The organism is Lysobacter sp. F60174L2, from assembly GCF_052547135.1.
This window is the reverse complement of record NZ_JBQWRA010000001.1, coordinates 836358-858648: the sequence shown is the minus strand read 5'-3', so window position 1 is coordinate 858648 and position 22291 is coordinate 836358. Positions and strand designations below refer to the sequence as shown.

Annotated in this window: 25 protein-coding genes; 9 read left to right on the top strand and 16 right to left on the bottom strand. The window is 70.1% G+C overall.

Annotated elements, in window-relative coordinates; genetic code table 11:
- Position 1: 1 nt before the first annotated feature.
- From ccoS to ACT9AS_RS03830, 11 genes are all read right to left on the bottom strand, one after another.
- Positions 2-346 carry a cbb3-type cytochrome oxidase assembly protein CcoS gene (gene ccoS, locus ACT9AS_RS03880; RefSeq protein WP_445098790.1) on the bottom strand — a complete coding sequence of 115 codons (345 nt, stop codon included), beginning with the start codon at positions 344-346 and terminating at the stop codon, positions 2-4.
- Positions 343-2790, bottom strand: coding sequence for a heavy metal translocating P-type ATPase metal-binding domain-containing protein (locus tag ACT9AS_RS03875; protein WP_445098789.1), 2448 nt, complete (start codon positions 2788-2790; stop codon positions 343-345). Before ACT9AS_RS03875 ends, ccoS begins: the two co-directional genes overlap by 4 nt.
- A gap of 8 nt (positions 2791-2798) precedes the next feature.
- Positions 2799-3323, bottom strand: coding sequence for a FixH family protein (locus ACT9AS_RS03870; RefSeq protein ID WP_445098788.1), 525 nt, complete (start codon positions 3321-3323; stop codon positions 2799-2801).
- Entirely contained in the window at positions 3323-4867 is a 1545-nt protein-coding gene (locus ACT9AS_RS03865) for a 4Fe-4S dicluster domain-containing protein (protein ID WP_445098787.1), read from the bottom strand. The genes ACT9AS_RS03870 and ACT9AS_RS03865 overlap by 1 nt, the downstream gene beginning before the upstream one ends.
- A gap of 9 nt (positions 4868-4876) precedes the next feature.
- A complete protein-coding gene (locus ACT9AS_RS03860) occupies positions 4877-5128 on the bottom strand; it encodes a hypothetical protein (protein WP_445099028.1) in 252 nt (83 codons plus the stop codon).
- A gap of 41 nt (positions 5129-5169) precedes the next feature.
- The gene (gene ccoP, locus ACT9AS_RS03855) at positions 5170-6120 is read right to left on the bottom strand and encodes a cytochrome-c oxidase, cbb3-type subunit III (RefSeq protein WP_445098786.1); all 951 of its coding nucleotides are present in this window, start codon (positions 6118-6120) and stop codon (positions 5170-5172) included.
- A complete protein-coding gene (locus tag ACT9AS_RS03850; RefSeq protein ID WP_445098785.1) occupies positions 6117-6275 on the bottom strand; it encodes a CcoQ/FixQ family Cbb3-type cytochrome c oxidase assembly chaperone in 159 nt (52 codons plus the stop codon). The genes ccoP and ACT9AS_RS03850 overlap by 4 nt, the downstream gene beginning before the upstream one ends.
- Before the next feature lie 3 nt (positions 6276-6278).
- Complete coding sequence (ccoO, locus tag ACT9AS_RS03845; RefSeq protein ID WP_445098784.1) at positions 6279-6953, bottom strand: cytochrome-c oxidase, cbb3-type subunit II; 675 nt, start codon at positions 6951-6953, stop codon at positions 6279-6281.
- Between the two features lie 10 nt (positions 6954-6963).
- On the bottom strand, positions 6964-8469 hold the full coding sequence (gene ccoN, locus ACT9AS_RS03840; RefSeq protein ID WP_445098783.1) for a cytochrome-c oxidase, cbb3-type subunit I: 1506 nt from the start codon (positions 8467-8469) through the stop codon (positions 6964-6966).
- A gap of 110 nt (positions 8470-8579) precedes the next feature.
- Positions 8580-8786, bottom strand: a complete 207-nt coding sequence (locus ACT9AS_RS03835) for a twin transmembrane helix small protein (RefSeq protein WP_445098782.1) — start codon at positions 8784-8786, stop codon at positions 8580-8582.
- On the bottom strand, positions 8783-9142 hold the full coding sequence (locus tag ACT9AS_RS03830; protein ID WP_445098781.1) for a hypothetical protein: 360 nt from the start codon (positions 9140-9142) through the stop codon (positions 8783-8785). Before ACT9AS_RS03830 ends, ACT9AS_RS03835 begins: the two co-directional genes overlap by 4 nt.
- 118 nt (positions 9143-9260) lie before the next feature.
- Here ACT9AS_RS03830 and ACT9AS_RS03825 point away from each other — a divergent pair, with 118 nt between their 5' ends.
- Positions 9261-10688 carry an aminotransferase class I/II-fold pyridoxal phosphate-dependent enzyme gene (locus ACT9AS_RS03825; protein ID WP_445098780.1) on the top strand — a complete coding sequence of 476 codons (1428 nt, stop codon included), beginning with the start codon at positions 9261-9263 and terminating at the stop codon, positions 10686-10688.
- A gap of 3 nt (positions 10689-10691) precedes the next feature.
- Here the strand turns inward: ACT9AS_RS03825 and ACT9AS_RS03820 are convergent, their stop codons facing one another.
- From ACT9AS_RS03820 to nirK, 3 genes are read right to left on the bottom strand one after another with little or no spacing between them, the layout of a single operon-like run.
- Positions 10692-11258 (bottom strand): SCO family protein, encoded by a 567-nt coding sequence (locus ACT9AS_RS03820; RefSeq protein WP_445098779.1) that lies wholly within the window; start codon positions 11256-11258, stop codon positions 10692-10694.
- Positions 11255-12013, bottom strand: a complete 759-nt coding sequence (locus ACT9AS_RS03815; protein WP_445098778.1) for an SUMF1/EgtB/PvdO family nonheme iron enzyme — start codon at positions 12011-12013, stop codon at positions 11255-11257. The genes ACT9AS_RS03820 and ACT9AS_RS03815 overlap by 4 nt, the downstream gene beginning before the upstream one ends.
- A gap of 31 nt (positions 12014-12044) precedes the next feature.
- The gene (gene nirK / locus ACT9AS_RS03810) at positions 12045-13568 is read right to left on the bottom strand and encodes a copper-containing nitrite reductase (RefSeq protein WP_445098777.1); all 1524 of its coding nucleotides are present in this window, start codon (positions 13566-13568) and stop codon (positions 12045-12047) included.
- Positions 13569-13809: 241 nt separating this feature from the next.
- Between nirK and ACT9AS_RS03805 the strand changes: the two genes are divergently transcribed.
- The 8 genes from ACT9AS_RS03805 to ACT9AS_RS03770 all read left to right on the top strand — a co-directional run bounded on the left by ACT9AS_RS03805 (position 13810) and on the right by ACT9AS_RS03770 (position 20213).
- Positions 13810-14022, top strand: coding sequence for a hypothetical protein (locus ACT9AS_RS03805; RefSeq protein WP_445098776.1), 213 nt, complete (start codon positions 13810-13812; stop codon positions 14020-14022).
- The gene (gene ubiT / locus ACT9AS_RS03800; protein WP_445098775.1) at positions 14019-14912 is read left to right on the top strand and encodes a ubiquinone anaerobic biosynthesis accessory factor UbiT; all 894 of its coding nucleotides are present in this window, start codon (positions 14019-14021) and stop codon (positions 14910-14912) included. Before ACT9AS_RS03805 ends, ubiT begins: the two co-directional genes overlap by 4 nt.
- Before the next feature lie 34 nt (positions 14913-14946).
- Positions 14947-15981: a quinolinate synthase NadA gene (gene nadA / locus ACT9AS_RS03795; RefSeq protein ID WP_445098774.1), complete on the top strand. Its 1035-nt coding sequence runs from the start codon at positions 14947-14949 to the stop codon at positions 15979-15981.
- On the top strand, positions 15981-17444 hold the full coding sequence (locus ACT9AS_RS03790) for an FAD-binding protein (protein ID WP_445098773.1): 1464 nt from the start codon (positions 15981-15983) through the stop codon (positions 17442-17444). The genes nadA and ACT9AS_RS03790 overlap by 1 nt, the downstream gene beginning before the upstream one ends.
- Before the next feature lie 109 nt (positions 17445-17553).
- The gene (gene fabA / locus ACT9AS_RS03785) at positions 17554-18069 is read left to right on the top strand and encodes a 3-hydroxyacyl-[acyl-carrier-protein] dehydratase FabA (protein WP_445098772.1); all 516 of its coding nucleotides are present in this window, start codon (positions 17554-17556) and stop codon (positions 18067-18069) included.
- A 2-nt stretch (positions 18070-18071) separates the two neighbouring features.
- A complete protein-coding gene (fabB, locus tag ACT9AS_RS03780; protein ID WP_445098771.1) occupies positions 18072-19322 on the top strand; it encodes a beta-ketoacyl-ACP synthase I in 1251 nt (416 codons plus the stop codon).
- 63 nt (positions 19323-19385) lie between these two features.
- Positions 19386-19835: a CopD family copper resistance protein gene (locus ACT9AS_RS03775; RefSeq protein ID WP_445098770.1), complete on the top strand. Its 450-nt coding sequence runs from the start codon at positions 19386-19388 to the stop codon at positions 19833-19835.
- 93 nt (positions 19836-19928) lie between these two features.
- Positions 19929-20213 (top strand): DUF2249 domain-containing protein, encoded by a 285-nt coding sequence (locus tag ACT9AS_RS03770; protein ID WP_445098769.1) that lies wholly within the window; start codon positions 19929-19931, stop codon positions 20211-20213.
- 66 nt (positions 20214-20279) lie between these two features.
- On the opposite strand, the gene ACT9AS_RS03765 is transcribed toward ACT9AS_RS03770, so the two are convergent.
- Complete coding sequence (locus ACT9AS_RS03765; RefSeq protein ID WP_445098768.1) at positions 20280-21179, bottom strand: U32 family peptidase; 900 nt, start codon at positions 21177-21179, stop codon at positions 20280-20282.
- A gap of 10 nt (positions 21180-21189) precedes the next feature.
- Complete coding sequence (gene ubiU / locus ACT9AS_RS03760; RefSeq protein WP_445098767.1) at positions 21190-22188, bottom strand: ubiquinone anaerobic biosynthesis protein UbiU; 999 nt, start codon at positions 22186-22188, stop codon at positions 21190-21192.
- Positions 22189-22291 lie beyond the last annotated feature (103 nt).

Here is a 22291-nt window from a genome sequence, read left to right as displayed (position 1 = left end):
GTCAGTCGCGGCGCGGGTCGGGGGGCGGCGCGTCGTTGCGCGGCGGGGCGGCATCGGCTCCGGCCCCGCCACCCGCATCCGTATCCGCACCAGTCCCAGCACCAGCACCAGCACCAGCACTCGCGCCCGCAGCGTCGCTGTCGCTGTCGCTGTCGACGTCGGAGTCACCGTCGTTCGAAGATGGCGCCGTCGGCGCGCGACGGTCGTGGACATCCTCGCGCAGGATATCGATCGCCGGGGTGTCGAGGTCGTCGAACTGGCCGCGTCGCACCGCCCAGACGAAGGCCCAGATCGCCAGGCCCATCAGCACGATGCTGACCGGGATCAGGAACAGCAGGATGTTCATCGGTCGTGTCCCGGTACGGCGCGGGTCAGGCGCAGCGCGTTGGCGGTGACGATCAGCGACGACAGCGCCATGCCGAGCGCGGCGACCCACGGCGTGACCAGCCCGGCGGCCGCCAGCGGCAGCGCCAGCAGGTTGTAGCCCAGCGCCCAGGCGATGTTCTGGCGGATCACCCGGCGGGTGCGGCGGGCCAGCTCGATCGCCTGCGGTATCCGCTTCAGCGAGCGACCGGTCAGAACCAGGTCGGCCGCGCGCTGGGCCAGCGCGGCGCCGTTGCCGATCGCCAGCGAGACGTCGGCGCCGGCCAGCACCGGCGCATCGTTGAGGCCGTCGCCGACCATCGCCACCCGCCGCCCGTCGTCCTGCAGCGCGCGCACGAACGCCAGCTTGTCTTCCGGGGTCTGGCGGAAATGCACCACGTCGATGCCGAGCTGGCGGCCGAAGCGGCGCACCGGCACCGCCGCGTCGCCACTCGACAGGTGCACGGTCAGGCCCTGCGCGCGCAGCAGGTCGATGGCGGCGCGGGCATCGGGACGCTCGTTCTCGGCCAGCTCGAAGCGGGCCAGCGCGTGTTCGCCGTCGCCGAGCCAGAGGCCTGCGTCGTCGTTGGCGTTGGTTGCGGCGACCGCAGCCGCGGCAAAACCGGCGCGGCCGAGCCGCCAGCGCCGACCCTCGACCACGCCCTCGATGCCGTGGCCCGGCACCGTGCGCAGCTCGCGCGCGGCCGGCAGGTCGGCGCCGCCAACCGACGCGAACGCCAGCGCGATCGGGTGGCCGCTGTCGCGTTCCAATGCGGCGGCGATGCGCAACGCGTCGGCCAGTTCGATGCCGTCGAATGCCTTGCGTTCGACCAGCACCGGGCGGCCGTCGCCGAGGGTGCCGGTCTTGTCGAACACGATGTCAGTGGCGTCGGCGAGGCGCTCCAGCGTGTTCTCGCGCACCGCCAGCACGCCGAGCCGGGCCAGCGCGCCGTGGGTCGAGGCCAATGCCGCCGGCACCGCCAGCGACAGTGCGCAGGGGCAGCTGATCACCAACAGCGCGAGGGTGACCTCGAACGCGCGCGCCGGGTCGTGCGCACGCCACGCGAAGTAGACCAGCACCGTCGCCAGCAGCAGCCCGGCGACGAACCAGTGCGCGATCCGCTCGGCCATCAGCGCCAGCGCCGGCCGCTGCGCCTGCGCGCGCTCGACCAGCCGCGACAGCTGCGACAGCCGGGTCGCGCTGCCGGTGGTGGTGATCCGCATCCGCGCCGGCCGCTCGCGGCAGACGGTGCCGGCGAACACGCGGTCGCCGGCATGCTTGTCGACCGGGTTGGCTTCGCCGGTCAGCAGCGCTTCCTCGAACCGCGCCGAGTCGTCCAGCAGCACGCCGTCGGCCGGCACCGCCTCGCCGGCCGCGATGCAGGCGATGTCGTCGACCGCCAGCGCCGCCAGCGGCACCGACTCGCGGCTGCCGTCGCTGCGTTCGCGGGTCGCGAACGCCGGCCGTGCCCTCGCCAGCGCGTCGACCTGGGCGCTGGCGATGTTGCGCGCGCGCTGCTCCAGTTGCCGCGCGACGAGCAGCAGGAACACGAACATCACCGCCGCGTCGAACCAGACGTGCTCGCCGCCGCGCACGGTCTCGACCGCGCTGGCGAAGTACGCCAGCAGGGTCGAACCGGCGATCAGCGTGTCCATGCCGAGCTGGCGATGGCGCCACTCGCGCCAGGCGCCGGCGATGAACGGCCAGCCGGCGTAGAACACCACCGGGGTCGCGACCAGCAGGGTCAGCCAGCGGAAGAAGTCGCGGGTCGGCAGCGGCATGCTGTGGGTGGTGTCGAGGTACAGCGAGCCGGCCAGCATCATCGCCTGCATCGAGCCGAGCCCGGCGATGCCGATCCGCACCAGGTCGCGGTTGCGCTCGCGCCGGCGCGCGGCCTCGCGGGCTTCGCCACTGGCCAGGTACGGCCGGTAGCCGAGCGCGACCAGTTGCCGCAGCGGTTTCGACAGGCGGGTGCGCTGCGGGTCCCAGGCCAGCCGGATGCGGCCGGTGATGGCGTTGGCGCCGGCTTCGAGCACGCCGTCCTCGCGCGCCAGCGCGCGGTCGATCAGCCAGGCGCAGGCGGCGCAACGCATGCCGTCGGTGAGCAGGGTGATCTCGCGGCCGCCGGGGACGTCGTGCACGTGCTCGGCCAGCAGCTCCTCACGGTCCCAGACGGCGAGGTCGATCGCGTCGCTGCCGACCCGTGCGGCGTGCTCGCTGCGCAGGCGGTAGTAGTCGCCGAGGTCGGCGTCGCGGATCCATTGCGCGGCCGCGGCGCAGCCGTCGCAGCAGAACGCCTGCGCCTGGCCATCGACCTTCAATTGCGCCGGCCGGGCCGGCAGCGGCTCGCCGCAGTGGTAGCAACCGTCGGCGGCGACGGCCAGCAGGTCGTCGCGGCTCACGCCCGGGGCCAGCGTCGCCGACATCGCAGCACCTATTGCGCCGGCAGCGCGGGTTGCAGGTGCGCGGCCTGCTGGCCCGCGGGCAACCGGCCCTGCAGGCGCCAGCTGCCATCGGCCGGGCCGAGCTCTACGTTCCAGTCGTGGTCGCCTGCGACTTCGGTGTCGGTACGCCAGCCCAGTTCGGTCGGCTGCAACTGCAACGTCACGTCCGCGGCGGCCTCGACCGGGTGGCGCAGGTGCAGTTGCAGCGGCGCGGACGGGTCGAAGTCGCCGTCGACCGGCAACACCTCGACCAGCTGCAGCTCGGCATCGACCCGCACGATCGCGCTGAGCTTGCGCTCGCGGGCGGCGGCATCGGGACCGAGGTCGGCGGTCTGTACCTGCGCGGTGCGCTGCACCGGGTCGGCGACGGCGTCGTCGTTGCCGGCGTTGCTGGCGATCACGATCATCGTGATGCCGCCGATGACCGAGGCCGCGACCAGTGCGATCACCAGCCAGATGACCGGTTGCCGCCAGGGCGAGGAAGGTTGTTGCGGAGGCGTGTCGTGGTTGTCCATCACATCGGTCCGAAGAAGCTGCTGTCGACGGTTTCGCGGGTGGTGCCGTCGGTTGACTCGATCACGAAGACGACCTCGTGGCGGCCCTTCAGCGTGGCCGGCGCGGTCGCCACCAGCGGCAGCGACAGCACCTGCGCGCCGGCGGCCTGGACGGTCTGCGGGCCGCCGTCGAGCATGATCGCGGCGTTCGCCGATTCCAGCGTCACGCGGTAGTTCTGCGTAGCGTCGGTCTTGTTGACCAGCTTGAGCGTGTAGCCGTTCTCGACGCCGTCGGCGGCCATGCGGTACAGCGCATTGCGGTCGCGCAGCACGTCGGCGATCAGCGGGCTGCGCGTGCCCACGCCCCAGCTCCACGCGGCTACCAGCACCAACAGCAGGGCGCCATAGATCGCGATGCGCGGCCGCAGCACCCGGGTCGACTTGCCGTCGATCGCGTTCTGGGTCGAGTAGCGGATCAGCCCGTGCGGGTAACCCATCTTGTCCATGACCTCGTCGCAGGCGTCGATGCAGGCGCCGCAGGCGATGCACTCGTACTGCAGGCCGTTGCGGATGTCGATGCCGACCGGGCAGACCTGCACGCACATGGTGCAGTCGATGCAGTCGCCGAGTTCATCGGGCGCGAACTTCGGCAGCGGCGCGGCCTCCAGCCCGACGTCGAAGGTGACCGTGCTCGCGGCCTGCAGGCGGTTGCTGGCCGCGCTGGGGTGCTCGCTGGCGCGGAACACGTAGTCGTAGGCAGCGACCGGATCGAGCAGCCCGCGCGCGCGCTCCAGCACGCTCTGCAGGCCGCGCTTGCGCGGGCCACGTGGCTCGCCGCGCATCGGGTCGTAGGCGATCAGCAGGGTGTTGCGGTCGAACATCGCGCTCTGGAAGCGCGCGTACGGGCACATGTACTTGCATACCTGCTCGCGCAGGAAGCCGGCGTTGCCCCAGGTCGCCAGCGCGTAGAACAGCACCCAGAACACTTCCCAGCCGTTCCAGTCGAATGGCCAGACCCGCGCACCCAGCCCGGTGATCGGGGTGAAGAAGCCGACGAAGGTGAAGCCGGTCCACAACGCGAACACCAGCCACAGGAAGTGCTTGGCACCCTTGCGCAGCACCTTCTCGCGCGTCCACGGGCCGGCGTCGAGCTTCATCCGCGCCGGCCGGTCGCCCTCGGTCCAGCGTTCCATCCACAGGAACACTTCGGTCCACACGGTCTGCGGACAGGCATAGCCGCACCACAGCCGGCCGGCCAGCGCGGTGACGAAGAACAGCAGCAGCGCCAGGATCACCAGCAGCATCGCCAGGAAGGTGAAGTCCTGCGGCCAGAAGGTCAGCCCGAACACGTGGAACTTGCGCGCCGGCAGGTCGAACAGCACCGCCTGGCGCCCGTCCCACTGCAGCCACGGGAACACGTAGTACATGCCCAGCAGCCAGGCCACCGCGACCTTGCGCAGCCGGTCGAAGCGGCCGGACACGTCGCGCGGGTAGACCTTGCGCTCGCTGACGTACAGCGAGTCGCCGCCGGAGTCCAGCAGGTCGATGTCGATCTTCTTGCTCACCGCGGGGGATTACTCCAGTGGCAATGACTTATTGAAACGGCTCGCCGGGCGCAGCAACAGCCAGGTGAACAGGCTCGACGACGCGGTCGCAAGCCAGAAGGTGAAGAAACCGATCGTGTAGCCGACGCCGCGGGTGATCGCGACGTGCGGGAAGGTCATGTCGCGCAGCTCCAGCGGATCGACGAAGGCGAAGAACACCATCGTCGCGACCCCGGCGGCGAAGAAGCTCGGCCACAGGATCGCGCCGACCCGCTGCGCCATCGGCCGCGGCGCGTGGTCGAACGGCGGCGGCGCGTGCACGCTCACTGCGCTCCGCCCGCGGTGCCGGCGGCGGCATCGGCTTCGGCGCGATGCGACAGCGACCAGACATAGGCTGCGACCAGCCGCGAGCGGGTCTCGCCGAGCAGCGCGCCATGCGCCGGCATGCTTCCGTGGCGGCCGTTGGCGATCGTCTCGCGCAGCGACGCGGTGCTGTTGCCGTACATCCAGTAGTCGTCGGTCAGGTCCGGTGCGCCCAGCTCGATGTTGCCCTTGCCCTCGACCCCGTGGCAGGCCACGCAGACGCCGTCGTAGAGCTTCTTGCCGCGCACCGCGCGGTAGTTGTTGTACATCGACTGGTCCGGCGTGCCGAGCACCTGCACGTAGGCGATCACGTGGTCGACCGCGTTGTCGCCGCCCATGCCGGTGAGCACCTTGCCCCACTCGGGCATGACGCCCTCGCGGCCGTCGATCACGGTCTGCAGGATGCGCTCGGGCTCGCCGCCCCAGTGCCAGATGTCGTCGGTCAGGTCGGGGTAGCCGAGCGCGCCCTGCGCCGAGGAGCCGTGGCAGGTGGCGCAGGTGTTGGCGAAGATCGAGCGGCCCAGTTCGACCGCGGTCGGGTCGGTCGCCAGCCGGTCGATCGGCTGGCCATCGTAGGGCCGGAAGGTCTCGGCCAGGGTCGCGTCCCACGCGGCCTTGTCCAGCGAGTGCTCGCGCGCCGAGCTCCAGTCGCTCATGCCGGCGAAGCTGCCCCAGCCGCCGAACCAGAACAGGTAGCCGATGCCGAACACGATCGCGATGTAGAAGCCGTTGATCCACCAGCGCGGCATCGGCTTGTTGTATTCGGTGATGTCCTCGTCCCAGTAGTGGCTGGTCTCCTCGGGCTTGGGATCGCCCGGGCGACGCTTGGAGGTCCACCACAGCAGCCACGCCACGCCGACGATGTTGAGCACCGTCAGCGCGATCACGAACCACGACCAGAACGGACTCATGGCCGGTCCTCCCGGGTCGCGGGTTCGCTTTCGTCATCCTCCAGCGCCAGCCGCGCGGTGGCGTCGAACGACGCCTTGTGCCGCGGCTGCCAGGCCCAGGCCCAGATCGCCACGAACACCAGCAACAGGCCGAGTGTGATCAGTCCCGACAACATCGCTCAGCCCTCCCCGGATGGGTTGCCGGCCGGTTCGGCCGCGGCCGCCGCCTCGCTGGCCGCCGCCGCGCCGCGCGGCGCGTGCCGGCCCAGGCCCTGCAGGTAGGCTACGACTGCGTCGAGCTCGGTCTTGCCGCGCACGTCGCTCGCGGCCTGCTCGATCTGCTCGTCGGTATACGGATCACCGAGATGCTGCAGCGCCTGCATGCTCACCGTGACCTGGGCGCCGTCGACCGGCGTCGTCTGCAGCCACGGGAACGCCGGCATGTTCGATTCGGGCACCACTGCGCGCGGGTCGACCAGGTGCACCCGGTGCCAGTCGTCGGAATAGCGGCCGCCGACGCGTGCCAGGTCCGGCCCGGTGCGCTTGGAGCCCCACTGGAACGGCCGGTCGTAGACCGACTCGCCGGCCAGCGAATAGTGGCCGTAGCGCTCGGTCTCGAAGCGCAGCGTGCGGACCATCTGCGAGTGGCAGTTGTAGCAGCCCTCGCGGATGTAGATGTCGCGCCCGGCCAGCTCCAGCGCGGGGTAGGGCTCGACCCCCGGCAGCGGCTCGATCGCCTCGGCCTGGTACATCAGCGGCACGATCTCCGCCAGTCCGCCCAGCGATACCGCCACCGCCGTCAGCACTGCCAGCAGGCCGACGTTCTTCTCGATCTTCTCGTGTCCAAGTCCCATGTCCGCGCCCTCAGCCCTTCGCCTCTGCCGCGTGTGGCGGCAGCACCGGATGCACCGCCGGCACGGTCGCCAACTGCCGCGTGCGCCACAGGTTCCACGCCATCAGGCACATGCCGCCGACGATCAGCAGCCCGCCCAGCAGGCGCCCCAGGTAATAGGGGTAGGTCGCCACCAGCGACTCCACGAAGCTGTAGGTCAGCGTGCCGTCGGCATTGGTCGCGCGCCACATCAGGCCCTGGGTGATGCCGGCGATCCACATCGAGACGATGTAGAACACCACGCCGAGCGTGTGCATCCAGAAGTGCGCGTCGATCCACTTGGTCGAGTACATCTTCTCGACCCCGACCAGCCGCGGGTACAGCGAGTACACCGAGCCGACCGAGATCATCGCCACCCAGCCCAGGGTGCCGGCGTGGACGTGGCCGATGGTCCAGTCGGTGTAGTGGCTTAGCGAGTTGACCGTCTTGATCGACAGCAGCGGGCCTTCGAAGGTCGCGATCATGTAGAAGCTGATCGCCACGATCAGGAACTTCAGGATCGGGTCGGTGCGCAGCTTGTGCCAGACCCCCGACAACGTGAGGATGCCGTTCATCGCACCGCCCCACGACGGCACCAGCAGGATCACCGAGAACACCATGCCGACCGACTGCGCCCAGTCCGGCAGCGCGGTGTAGTGCAGGTGGTGCGGGCCGGCCCACATGTAGATCGAGATCAGCGCCCAGAAGTGCACGATCGACAGCCGGTACGAGTAGATCGGCCGCTGCGCCTGCTTGGGCACGAAGTAATACATCATTGCCAGGTAGCCGACGGTCAGCAGGAACGCGACCGCGTTGTGGCCGTACCACCACTGCGCCATCGCATCGACTGCGCCGCTGTAGACCGGGTACGACTTCCACAGCCCGGCCGGGATCGCCAGGTTGTTGACGATGTGCAGCAGGCCGACCGCAATCACGTAGGCGCCGTAGAACCAGTTGGCGACGTAGATGTGCTTGACCCGGCGCTTGGCGATCGTGCCGAAGAACAGCCAGCCGTAGGCGACCCAGACGATCGCGATGAGGATGTCGAGCGGCCATTCCAGCTCGGCGTATTCCTTGCCCTGGGTGATGCCCAGCGGCAGCGTGATGAGCGCGCCGACCATCGCCGCCTGCCAGCCCCAGAACACGAAGCTGGCGAGCTTGTCGGAGATCAATCGCACATGGCAGGTGCGCTGGACCACGTACAGCGAGGTGGCGAACAGCACCGAGCCACCGAACGCGAAGATCACGCCGTTGGTGTGCAGCGGCCGCAGGCGACCGTAGCCGAGCCAGGCGATGCCTTCGCCGAGCGCCGGCCAGTACAGCTGGGCGGCGATGAACACGCCGACCGCCATGCCAACGATGCCCCAGAACATGGTCGCGACCACGAACTGGTGCACCACCTTGTCGTTGTAGAAGCCGCGCGTGGAATCCGGCACGTGGTCATGCGCAGTGGCCGATGCAGGGGCACCGGCCGCCGGGGCGGGGTCGATCGCAGTCATGGCAGGCCTTGGTTTTGCTGTCGCGGTTATTTTCGCGGCCGCGGTGGGCGAGCCGCTTGATCCAGATCAATTCCACCCCGGCAGGTTACACCCGGGGTGTGAGGCGAGGCTCAGGCGACGACGCCGTGCGGGTCGATCACGCCGGTGTAGATCCCGATCGCGACCATTCCGATCAGCGCGATCGAGAGCACGATGCGCCGGGTCAGCGCGTTGACCGTGCGCTTGCTCTTGCCGGTGTCGACCAGCATGTAATACAGGCCGGCGCCGAGGTTGTAGATGATCAGGCCGAGGAAGGCCAGGATGAAAAGCGTCTTCATGGCACGGAGCCTCCGGTCGCAGCCGGCGCGGAACCGAAGTCCACCGCCGCACGCCCGCGCAGCCAGCGCCAGCGCAGCAGCATCGCCACGGCCATGGCGGCCAGGAACACGCCGTAGGACAACGAGGTCGCCAGTATCTGTCCCCACATGTGGCCGTACTGCGGGTCCGCGCTGCCGATGCTCCAGTACATGCTCCAGGCCGACAGCGCGGTCGCCAGCACCAGGCTGGCGCTGTCGAACGCCTTGCGCGCGAAGGTGCGCGGCTGGCGCGGGAACAGCCAGAACAGCACGGCCAGGATCGCGTACCAGGGCAGGAACAGGATCAGGGCGAGATTGAGTTCGACAAGCGGGTTCATTGGCGCACGCGCGATCCATTGGGACGGCTGGCAGGATAGGTGAACCGGATCAGCCGGCGTAGACTCAGGAAACCGCGAAAAAAACCATATCAGTTGGGTCTGTTCAGGTCCGCCGCCCATGAAGCGCTACGAAGCCCTCGCCGAAGACGTCGCCGACTCCATCCGGCGCGGCGTGCTCAAGCCGGGCGACCGGCTGCCCTCGGTGCGTCAGGCCAGCGCCGCGCGCCGGGTCAGTCCGTCGACCGTGTTCCAGGCCTACTACCTGCTGGAGGCGCGCGGGCTGGCCGAATCGCGGCCACGCTCGGGCTATTACGTGACCCGCGCCGCCGCGGCCCAGCCGCCGGAGCCGGAACTGGCATCGCGCCCGGACGGCGAGTCGCGCAGCGTCGATGTCAGCGAGCTGGTGTTCGAGGTCATGCAGGCGTCGATGGCCCGCGACGTGGTGCCGTTCGGCTCGGCGTTCCCGAGTCCGCTGCTGTTCCCGCTGGACCGCCTCGGCCGGGCGCTGGCCACCACCGCGCCGCATATCGACCCGTGGAGCACGGTCGACGACCTGACCCCGGGCAATGCCGAACTGCGCCGGCAGATCGCGCTGCGCTACCTGCTCGGCGGCGTGCCGGTCGACGCCGACGGCATCGTCGTCACGAACGGTGCGCTGGAAGCGCTGAACCTGTGCATCGGCGCGGTGACCGGGCCGGGCGACGCGGTGCTGGTCGAATCGCCGTGCTTCTACGCCACCCTGCAGATCCTGGAGCGCCGCAAGTTGCGCGCGATCGAGGTGCCGACCCATCCGCGCGAGGGCATCGATCTGGATGCGGTGGAGGCGGCGATCGCCCGCCACGCACCGAAGGCGTGCTGGGTGATGAGCAACTTCCAGAACCCGCTCGGCGCCAGCATGCCGGTCGAGCGCAAGCGCGCACTGGTCGAGCTGCTGGCGCGGCACGGCATTCCGCTGATCGAGGACGACGTCTACGCCGAGCTGTACTTCGGCAGCGAGCGGCCGGTGCCGGCCAAGGCGTTCGATCGCGACGGGCTGGTGATGCACTGCTCGTCGTTCTCCAAGTGCCTGGCGCCGGGGCACCGGATCGGCTGGGTCGCGGGTGGGCGGTTCGCCGGGCGGATCGCCCGGCACAAGCTGACCACCACGCTCAACACCAACGTGCCGTCGCAACTGGCGATCGCCCATTACCTGCAGCGCGGCGGCTTCGACCGCCACCTGCGGCGGCTGCGCAAGGCCCTGGCCGCGCAGCAGTCGGACTGCCTGGCGGCGGTCGGCCGGCACTTCCCCCGCGGCACCCGCGTCACCCGGCCGGGCGGCGGCTACTTCCTGTGGCTGGAGTTGCCTGAAGGTGTCGATGCTCTGGCGATCCAGCGCAAGGCGATCGCGAACGGCATCAGCATCGCGCCGGGGCCGATGTTTTCCGCCAGTCGCGGCTTCGGCAACTGCCTCCGGCTCAACTGCGGGCATCCGCTGGATGCACGCGCGCAAGGTGCACTTGTGACGTTGGGTCGCCTGGCCCGGCAACAGCCCGGACGAGGCGCATAGCGGCTAGCGCAGCGCCTGCTTCACCGCGGCGACGAACTCCGGGTCCGGCTTGCTGCCCATCTGCTCGGTGCGCGCCAGGATACGACCGTCGGCATCGAGCAGGACCAGCGCGCTGGTGTGGTTGAACTCGCCGTCGGCGAGTGCGCGGTAGCGGATGCCGAGCACGCCGGCGACGCTTCGTACTTCGTCGGCCGGCGGGCTGGCGAGGGTCCAGCGCGCCGTGTCGAGCTTGCGCTGGTCGACCACCTTCTTCAGCGCGGCCGGGTCGTCGCGGGCCGGGTCCATGCTGATCAGGACGATGCCGAGCCGGGCCTGGCCGGCCGACAACTGGCGCTCGATCGCCTTGCCGCTGTCGACGATCAGCGGGCAGATGTACTGGCACGAGGTGTAGAACATCCCGACCAGTCGCGGCTGGCCGCGCAGCGCGCTCCACGGCCGGGTCGTGCCGGCGTGGTCGGTCAGCTGCACCGGCAGCTGGTAGACCGAGTCGCGCGGCAGCGGCGCGTCGGCGGCGGTGGCCGGCAGCGCCACCATCAGGGCGGCGAGGGCAAACGCACGTAACAGGTTCATGGCAGGTCCTTGACGCAGCGGAAGCCGAGGTTGGCGGTGGTGTCGGGGGCGTCGAGCGAGGACAGCATCGCCACCCGCATCAGCACCGCGTAGTTGTCGCGGTCGTCCATCGACAGCGCCCCGGCTCCGCAGAAGCGGGCGTTGTCGGGGTCGCCCTGCTTGCGGCTGTCGACCGCGACCAGCAGCGACGAGTAATCGTCGGTCCATTCCCAGACCAGTCCATGCAGGTCCTGCACGCCGTAGGCGTTGGGCGTCTGCAGGCCGGCGCGCGGCAATGCGCTGCTGGACGGGCGCGAGTACCAGGCCAGGATGCGCTCGCGCCAGACCGGGTCCTTGCGGGCGTCGCGACGGGTCTCGTCGGCCGCCGCGGCGTACTCCCACTCGTTCCAGCTCGGCAGCCGCGCACCGCGTGCCTCGCAATAGGCGGCGGCGGCGAACCAGCTGACCTGAACCACCGGCTGCGCGGCGGTCGCATCTGTGCCCAGCTCGAGCGGGCCGGCCCAGTGCGACAGGTAGCGCTGCTCGGCCATGACGCTGGGGACGCGGTCGCGCCGCCATTGCGGGTTGGCCTGCACGAAAGCAAGGAACTCGCCGTTGGTCACCGGCCGCTTCATCATCGCGAACGGCGCGACCCTGACGTTGCCCGGGATGTCCTCGTAGTCGAGCGCACTGCGGAAGCTGCCGCCGGGCAGTGTCGCGTAGTCCCCGCCAGCCCCGTTGCCGGCAACCACGCCGGCGACGGGAAGCGCGAGCAACAGTGCGATGGTGGCTGCCCGGCGGATCACGTCAGTGGCCCGCCGAGGCGTTGGCCGGTTTCACCTTGCGGATTTCCGCTGCCTCGGCCTTGGTCACGTGCCCGCCCGGGTTGCCCCAGCTGTTGAGCACGTAGGTGGAGATGTTGGCGACCTCGTCGTCGGTCAGCTGGCTCATCGGCGGCATGATCGAGTTGTAGTCGGTGCCGTTGACCGTGACCGGGCCTTCCAGGCCGTGCAGGATCACCCGCGGCAGGGCCTTGGGGTCGGCCGCGATGTAGTCGGAGTTCGCCAGCGGCGGGAACACGCCCGCCATGCCGGTGCCGTTGGCCTGGTGGCAGGTCGAGCAGGTGCCCAGGAACAGCGCCTCGCCGGCCTTGATCTGATCCTCGATCGTCAGATCACCGGTGCTGGCCGCTTCGGCCGCCACCGTCACCGCCTGCATGTTGGCCTGCGCGCGGTCGCCGATGTAGACCGCGTCGACCTCCAGGCCGGAGTAGATCGACTTGTCCTCCGGGCCGCTGGCCTGGAGGATGCCGAGCGCGCCCTTGTTGAAGGCGCGGAACAGGCTGTGGTCGACCAGCACGTAGCTGCCCGGCACCTCCATGTGGAACTCCATCATCGCCGCGCCGCCGGACGGGATCAGCGTGGTCTGCACGTTTTCCTGGTACTTGGTGCCGCCCTCGTACCAGACCTTGTCGAAGATCTCGCCGATCACGTGGAAACTCGATACCAGGTTGGGGCCGCCGTTGCCGACGTACAGGCGCACGTTCTCGCCGGTGTTGGCGGTCAGCACCTTGTCACCGGTCAGCGAGCCTTCGCTGCCGTTGAACAGCACGTAGGTCGGGTTCTCGTCGATCGCCTTCTCCATGTCGAAGCCCTGCAGGCCCTTCTCGCGGTACTTGCCCGTCGTGTAGAAGTCGCCCTGCATCACGTAGTACTCCTTGTCGACCGGCGGCAGGCCCTCCGGCGGCTCGACCAGGATCAGCCCGTACATGCCGTTGGCCACGTGCATGCCGACCGGCGCGGTGGCGCAGTGGTAGACGTACAGCCCGGCGTTGAGCGCCTTGAAGCTGAAGCGGGTGACGTGGCCGGGGGCGGTGAAGCTCGACGTCGCGCCGCCACCGGGGCCGGTGACGCCGTGCAGGTCGATGTTGTGGGGCATCTTGCTGTCGGGCATGTTGCGCAGGTGGAACTCCACGGTGTCGCCCTGGCGCACGCGGATGAAGCTGCCCGGCACGGTGCCGCCGAAGGTCCAGAACGTGTAGTCCACGCCCTCGGAAATCGGCATGACCTTCTCGATGACCTCCAGCTCGACCACGACCTTGGCCGGGTAGTCGCGGCCGGTCGGCGGCGGCACGTGCGGCGGGCTGGTCAGCACCGCCTCGACGGGCTTTCCGCGCGGCGGACCGAAGTCGCCCTTGCGCGAACCGCCGGTCCCGCCCTCGTCGGCGCCGGCGGTCGGCCTGGACGTGTCCGGCGGTGCGTCGCCGCCGTCGCAGGCGGCCAGCGCCAGCGCAAAGACCGCGGCGAACACGATGCGGGTAATGGGCTTCATGTGGGATCCCCTCGATGGTTGGGCGTTGCGGGACTGCCGCCTGGGCAAAAGCATGACGGTTTCCGTTCAGCTTGTGTTGACCCGGATCAACCCGGTGCGAAGGCCTGTCCAGTTGGCAGGGAGGACCGGCGGATCCGGACGCGCTGGACGCTGGCGCCGGCTTGATCCAGATCAGCGCGGTCGCTGCGTGGCAGGAGTCTGCTGTACCTGCGGGGACAACCCCGGATAGCGGGAGAGCGACATGAGCGACTTCGAGGTGGGCGACCTGGGCGAGTTCGAACTGGCCCTGGGTGGCAGCGTGATCGAGATGATATTTGCCGCCGGCCTTTCCGCACGCGTGGCGCGCAACGACCCCGTGGCCGTCGCACGGGAGCAGGCCATCGACAATGCGCTGGAGGACAGCTTCCCGGCCAGCGATCCGCCCGCCTGGACCCTGGGGCGACCCGGCCGGTGAGTACAGCGGCGCGACTCGCGCTGGCCGAAGTGCGCCGCGCGATCGATGTCGTCGACGACGCCTCGCTGCTGTTGCTGGCCGTGCGCGGTCGGCTTGCCGTGGCGGCCGGTCGATGCAAGCGCGCGCAGCGTCGGCCGGTGCATGACCTCCAGCGCGAGGCTCGGGTGCATGTACGCGCGCAGCGGCTGGCTGCCCGTGTCGGCGTGCCGGCCGACACCGCCCGCGCAGCGATCACGCTCGCCATTGCCGATGCCCGGCGCCGGCAACGTCGCGCGGATGACCTGGGTCAAGGCCGTGACCGGTCGTCGGCGCGCACCATGCCCGCCATCATGCCGAACCCTTCCGACACTCCATCCGCAGCGCCGGGCGCAGCGCCCGCACGCTGGCTGCTGCGTTTACTGCCACCTCCGCGCCGGCTCGCACCGGCCCTGCGCGCGCTGCCGGCCGCGTCGCGGCACCGCGCCATCGAACGGGCCTGCAGCAAGGTGCTGGCGCCATCACTGGCCAGCGGCGACCTCGACTTCATGCAGGGCCGACGGCTCGGCATCGAGGTGACCGACCTCGGCCTGCGCTGGACGGTCGAACGCGATGGCGACCGCCTGCGTGTCGGCGACGACTCCGCGGAAGCCAGCGTGCGCGGCACCGCGACCGACCTGTTGCTGCTTGCCGCGCGGCTGGAGGATGCGGACACCCTGTTCTTCCAGCGCCGGCTGGTGCTGACCGGCGACGTCGAGCTCGGCCTGACCGTGCGCAACCTGCTTGAACGGCTGCCGTGGGAGTCGGTGCCGCTGGGCGTGCGGATCGGGCTGAACCGTGGCGCGCGGCTGGCCCGCGCGGCGCGCGAGGCACATCGCGAGGGTGCCGGCCCCCGGGGATTCGATCGCGGCTGACGCCGACCTGCAAGAGCAACGGGATTCCAACCTGATGACAACCGACACCTTTGCCACGCCGCGCTGGCGCGACGGGCTCGAGGACGAGTACGCCGTCCTCCGCCAGACCCTCGACCAGCTGATTCCCTGCCTGGAAGTGCCGCTGCACCTGCCGTGGATCGACGCGATCAACGCGCTCAAGAAGCGGCGTGGCGCGGTGATCATGGCGCACAGCTACCAGTCGCCGGAGATCTTCCACGGCGTGGCCGACATCACCGGTGATTCGCTGGCACTTGCCCAGGCCGCGGCCGACTGCGACAGCGACCTGATCGTGCTGTGCGGCGTCCACTTCATGGCCGAGAGCGCGAAGATCCTGGCGCCGGAAAAAACCGTGCTGATCCCCGACCTGGAAGCCGGCTGCTCGCTGGCCTCCTCGATCAACGCCGCCGACGTGCGTGCGCTGCGGCGCAGGCACCCCGGCGTGCCGGTGGTCAGCTACGCCAACACCTCGGCCGAGGTGAAGGCCGAGTCCGACGCGTGCTGCACGTCGGCCAACGCGGTGCAGGTGGTCGAGGCGATCGCCGCCGAGTCTGGCGCGGGCAAGGTGATCTTCCTGCCAGACCGCTACCTCGGCAGCTGGGTCGCGCAACAGACCGATGTCGAGCTGGTGCTGTGGAACGGCACCTGCGAGGTCCATGAGACGTTCACCGCGCAGCAGGTGCGGCACACCCGCGAGCAGTTCGACGCCAGGGTGGTGGCGCATCCGGAGTGCTCGCCGGAGGTGCTGGCGGAGGCGGACTTCGTCGGTTCCACCAGCGCGATGGGGCGCTGGCTGGCGAAGGAGAAGCCGGCGCGGGTGGCGATGATCACCGAGTGCTCGATGGCGGACAACCTGCGCAACCAGTTCCCCGACGTGCAGTTCATCAAGCCCTGCAACCTGTGCCCGCACATGAAGCGGATCACCCTGCCCAACATCCACGCCTGTTTGCGCGACCTTCGCCACGAGGTGCTCGTCGCACCGGAGGTGCGCGTGCGTGCGCGTGCCGCGCTTGACCGGATGCTGGCGATCGGCCGTCGCGAGCGCGTTTGATGACCCATGCGGCGCCGCTGGTAGTGGTCGGTGGTGGCATCGCCGGGCTGTGCACCGCGCTCGCCACCGCGCCGCGACCGGTGCTGTTGCTGGGGCGCGGCGAACGCAGCGAGGACACCGCCAGCACGATGGCGCAGGGCGGCATCGCCGCGGCGCTGGGCCCGGCCGACAGCATCGGCGCGCATGTCGCCGATACCCTGCTCGCCGGTGCCTTCCGCAACGACGGCGCGCTGGTGCGCGCGCTGGCCGCGGCGGCGCCCGCGGCGATCGAGTGGTTGCGCGGCCATGGGGTCGACTTCGATCGCGACGGTGACGGCGGTTCGCTGCAACTGGGACGCGAGGGCGGTCACCAGTTCGCGCGCATCGTCCATGCCGGCGGCGATGCGACCGGTGCGCGGGTGGTCGCGGCGTTGTCGCATGCGGTCGCGACAGCGCCGCACGTGCGCTGGCGCGGCGGCATCGATGTCGACGGGCTGCTGGTGCGCGGCGGCGCGGTCGTCGGGGTGCGGCTTGGCGGTGCCGGCGCGGGTGAGGTGGTGGTGACCGACGCGGTGGTATTCGCCACCGGCGGCATCGGCGCGCTGTTCGCGCGCACCACCAACCCGGCCGGCGCCGACGGTTCGGGGCTGGCGCTGGCACTGGCGGCCGGCGCACGGTCGCGCGACCTCGAGTTCGTGCAGTTCCATCCCACCGCGCTCGACCTGCCGACGCATTCGCTGCCACTGCTGACCGAAGCGCTGCGCGGCCGCGGGGCGCGGCTGGTGGACGCGGACGGCCGTCCGCTGATGGCCGGGCTGCATCCGCAGGGCGACCTCGCGCCGCGCGATGTCGTCGCGCGCCGGGTCTGGCAGGCCGGCTGCAACGGCGGTGCGTGGCTGGATTCGACCGGGCTGGGGATCGACTGGCAGCGCGAGTTCCCGACCGCGCTGGCGGCCTGCACGGCGCATGGCATCGACCCCGCGGCGGTTCTGGTGCCGGTCACCGCGGCGGCGCACTTCCACATGGGCGGGCTTGCCACCGACGCCGCCGGCAACACCTCGCTGCCAGGCCTGTACGCGGTCGGCGAGGTCGCCTGCAACGGTGTCCACGGCGCCAACCGGCTGGCCAGCAACTCGCTGCTGGAGGGCGTGGTGTCCGGGCGCCGGCTGGGGGCGCGGTTGGCCCGGTCCGCGTGCGCGTTCCGCCGGGGAGGTGGAACCGTGCTGGTCGAGCGGGGGCGGGGACTGTCCGGCGCTGGCCTCGGCGCCGTGCATGACCTGCTGTGGCGCGCGGTCGGGCCGGTGCGCAGTGGTCATGGCCTGCGGTCCGCGCTGGCTGCCGTCACGCCGCTGGCGGAGGCGGGTTGGCAGGGCCGGCTGGCGCGGGATCTGATGGAAGCCGCCGCCCGTCGCCGGATCAGCGTCGGCGCGCACTGGCGCGACGATGCAGTCCCCAAGGCCCAACTGGAATCCGGTGTCGCGTAGTCCATTCGTATGCGTACGGATGGGGGCGTTGACGCGCGTCAACGCAAGTTTCCCGGCAAACCGGCAGAATCGGGTTTTGCGAAACTGCGGACTGCCTGTGCCTGACCAGATGAATCGACCCTCTTCCTTCGACCGTGACCAGTTGCTGGCCTGCGCCCGCGGCGAGATGTTCGGCCCGGGCAACGCACGCCTGCCGGCGCCGCCGATGCTGATGTTCGACCGCATCACCGAGATCTCCACCGAAGGCGGCAAGTACGGCAAGGGTGTGATCCGTGCCGAAATGGATATCCGTCCCGACCTGTGGTTCTTCGAGTGCCACTTCGAAGGCGACCCGGTGATGCCCGGCTGCCTCGGCGTCGACGCGATGTGGCAACTGTGCGGGTTCTACCTGCCGTGGCTGGGCGAGCCGGGTCGTGGCCGCGCGCTCGGCGTGGGCCAGGTCAAGTTCAGCGGCCAGGTGTTGCCGGACGCCAAGGTGGTGTCCTACGAGATCGACATCCGCCGAGTAATGCGCGGCAAGCTGGCGCTGGTGATCGGCGACGGCCGCACGCTGGTCGACGGTCGCGAGATCTACACGGCCTCCGACCTTAGAGTGGGCTTGTTCACCTCGACGGAGGGCTTCTGAACATGGCCGCCACCAATACTGCGGGTTCCGGCTCGCGCCGCGTCGTCGTTACCGGCATGGGCCTGGTGTCGTGCATCGGCAATGCCGCGGCGAGCGTCACCGACTCGCTGCGCGCGCTGAAGTCGGGCATCCGTTTCATCCCCGAGTACGCGCAGATGGGCCTGCGCAGCCATGTCGCCGGCGCGCCGCAGATCGACCTGGTCGAGCAGATCGACCGCAAGCTCAAGCGCTTCATGGGCGACGCCGCGGCCTACGCGTATGTGTCGATGCGCGACGCGATCGCGCAGGCGGGCCTCAGCGACGAGCAGGTGCGCAGCGAGCGCAGCGGACTGATCGCCGGTTCCGGCGGCGGCTCGCCGGAATGGCAGATCGCCACCGGCGACCTGATGCGCGAGAAGGGCGTGCGCAAGGTCGGCCCGTACATGGTGCCGCGCACGATGGGCTCGACGGTGTCGGCGGCGCTGTCGACCGCGTTCGGCATCCGCGGGCTGAGCTATTCGATCTCCGCCGCCTGCGCGACCTCGGCGCACTGCATCGGCGCGGCCGCGGACCTGATCCGCCACGGCGTCAAGGACGTGATGTTCGCCGGCGGCGGCGAGGAGCTGCACTGGGGCATGACCTCGCAGTTCGACGCGATGGGCGCGTTGTCGACCAAGCACAACGACACCCCGGAGTCGGCCTCGCGTCCGTACGACGTCGACCGCGACGGCTTCGTCATCGCCGGCGGCGGCGGCATGCTGGCGCTGGAGGAATACGAGCACGCCAAGGCGCGCGGCGCCGACATCATCGCCGAGCTGGTGGGTTACGGCGTGACCTCCGACGGCGTCGACATGGTCGCGCCGTCCGGCGAGGGCGCGGTGCGCTGCATGAAGATGGCGATGGCCGGGCTGGACGGGCAGGGCGTCGGCGCGATCGACTACCTCAACACCCACGGCACCTCGACCCCGGTCGGCGACGTGGTCGAACTGGGCGCGGTGCGCGAGGTGTTCGGCGACAACGTCCCGCCGCTGTCATCGACCAAGGCGCTGACCGGCCACTCGCTCGGCGCGGCCAGCGTGCACGAGGCGATCTATTGCCTGCTGATGATGCGCGGCGGCTTCATGGCCGGCTCCGCCAACATCGAGAACCTCGACCCCAAGGCCGAGGGCTTCCCGGTCCTGCGCGAAAGCCGCGAGGCGAAGTTGAAGACGGTGATGTCGAACAGCTTCGGCTTCGGTGGCACCAACGGCACGCTGGTGTTTGCGGGGGTCTAACGCACCGCCGCGCAATTGACCTGCATCAACGGCGCCACGCCCGTGGCGCGCGATGATGCAGGCATGCCCGCCCACAGCTATCCGTACCTGCAACTGCTGCACCTGATGGGCGCGGTCGCGTTCGGCGGCACGGTGTTCTTCGAGGTGTTGATCCTGGAAGGGGTGCGCCGGCACGTGCCGGCGCGGGTGATGACCCTGGTCGAGGGCGGCATCGGCACGCGCGCGCGGCAGGTGATCCCGTGGGTATTGCTGCTGCTCTACGGCAGCGGGTTGGCGATGGCGTGGCAGCACCGTACCGCGCTCGCTGATCCGCTGGCGAGCAGCTTCGCGTTGTTGCTGGCGATCAAGATCACCCTGGCGTTGAGCGTGTTCGGACACTTCCTCACGGCAATGGCGCTGCGCCGGCGTGGGCGACTGGTGTCGAACGCGTTCCGCAACATCCACCTGAGCGTGTTCTGGCACGTGGTCGCAATCGTGGTGCTGGCGAAGGCGATGTTCTTCCTGCAGTGGTGACGCGGGCCGCAGTGTCGATCGGCTGATCCAGGTCAATGGCGGCTCGTGCGCGGGGCTGCATGCTGTCGGTCCCACAGCACGCAGGGTTTTGCCATGAGCGCCATCCAGCCGTCGTCGTTCCAGCCGTTGTCCGTCCAGTTCCATCCGTTCGATGCACGCGGCATCGGCAAGCGGTTCCGCCATGCGGCGATCTTCGGCGCGCTCGATGCGCTGCGTCCGGGCGAGGCGATGCGCTTCGTCAACGACCACGATCCGCTGCCGCTGCTGGCACAGCTGCGCGAGCGCTACGGCGACATGCTGTCGATCGAATACCGCCAGCGCGAGCCCGGTGCGATCGTGATCGACTTCGCGGTGGTCGGCGGAATCGCCGAGCGGTAGTGGTCCGGATGCAACCGTGGATGGCGTCGACCCGGCGCCATCCACGGATTGCAGCGAGCGCACGGTTCAGCCGGCCGCGGACTCCGCGGCGTCGGTGTGTTCGCGGCGCATGCCCGGCTCGCCGTGCCAGTAGCCGTTGCGTGCGCCGAGCCGTGGCGGCGCGGTCAGCGAGCCACGGGCCAGGTCGAAGTGTTCGACCACCTCGCGGCAGCCCCGTGCCTGCGGGTAGATGCGCAACAGGTCGACGCCGAGCGCACGCAGCGCCGGCAGCTCGGGACCGAGGTCGGTGACTTCCTCGCCCTGCACCTGGATGCCGTTGATGCGCAGGAACGACCGGCCTTCGCGGGTCGCCAGCGGCATGCCGTCGGGGTAGTCGATGCAGCGGAAGCCGCACTGGTCCTTGGGCACGTCGAGCGCGCGGGCGGTGAAGCAGCGTGCCGAGAACGACAGCGGCAGCCGGCCCCAGGCGATCACCTCCAGTTCCGGCATCGCGCGGCCGTCGGCGAGCATCGCGTCGCGCAGTTCGCGGATCAGCTGCTCGCCCTGTTCCACGCCCGGCACCCAGCGTTGCAGGCCGTCCTCGACCAGCATCGCCAGCGCGTGGTGGTTGTAGACGTTGAGGGTCGGGCCGGCGACGAAGGGCAGCCCGGCCCTGCGGCACAGCTGTACCGCCGAGAGGTCGTTGGCCTCCAGCCAGCAGCCGCCTTCCTCGACCAGCCGCGCGAGCACGCCGAGTTCCGATTCGGCCTCGATCAGCGACAGGCTCGACAGCACCACCTGCTTGCCGCTGCCGGCGAGCTCGGTGGCGAGTTCGATCCAGTCCTTCGTGCCCAGTTCACGGCGCTTGCTGCACACCGTCTCGCCGAGGTAGATCACGTCCAGGGGCCAGTCGGCGGCCTCGCGGTAGAAGGCGAGCGTGCGCTCGCGCGGCCAGAAGTACTGCAGGGGTCCGAGGCTGAGTTTCATCGACGTGTCCTCAGTGCCATGCGCGGTGATAGGGGCCGAGCGTGGTCTGGTGGCCCTCGGCGTGGGCCGACAGCTCGCGTTGCCAGTCATCGCGCAGCGCCCAGTGCGCTGGGTCGGCGTGGAGCCGGTCGATCGCCGCGCGCCAGGTGCGGGTGACCGACGACACGTAGGCGACGCCGCGCTGGCGACCCTCGATCTTCAGCGCCACGACGCCGGCCTTCGCCAGTCGCGGCAGCAGCTCCAGCGTGTTGAGGCTGGTCGGTTCCTCCAGCGCGTGGAAGATCTCGCCGCCGACATCGAAGCGTCCCTTGCACACGGTCGGATAGCCGGCCGGTTCCTCGGGTTCGAAGCGGTCGATCAGCACCTCGTTGAGGCGGGCGGTGCGGCTGCCGTCGTCGAGCTCGTCCCAGCGCACGAACTTCGCCGGCGAGCACACGCCATGGCGGTTCGGAGAGGCGCCCGTGACGTAGCTCGACAGCTGGCAGCGGCCCTCGACCATGATGCACAGGCTGCCGAACGCGAACACTTCGATCGCCACCGGCGACTTTTCGCACAGCCGTTCGACCTGCTGGATCGACAGCACCCGCGGCAGCACCGCGCGAGCCACGCCGAAGCGCTCATGGGCGTACTGCAGCGCCGGCCCGGTGGTGGCCGAGCCCTGCACCGACAGATGCCGCGGCAACGCCGGGTGGGTCCGTGCGGCGTAGTCGAGCACCGCCATTTCGGCGGCGATGATCGCGTCGCAACCGAGTTCGGCGGCCTTGTCGACCGCGGCATGCCATTGCGCAAGCCGGATGCTGTCGGGATAGGTGTTGAGTGCGAGGTAGACCTTCGCGTTCTTCGCGTGTGCGTAGCGGATGCCGGCGCGCAGCTCGTCGTCGCTGAAGTTGAGGCCGGGGAAGGCGCGCGCGTTGGTCTGGTCGCGGAAGCCGGCGTAGACCGCGTTGGCGCCGGCATCGACCGCCGCCTGCAGGGCCGGCAGGTTGCCGGCGGGACATACCAGTTGCATGGACTTCCCCAATGGAACGAGGCCGCATCCTCGCTCCCGGCCGCCGGCGTCGTCGTTGACCTGGGTCAGGCCGACGCCGGATGCACCGGCCGGCGGCGGCTCG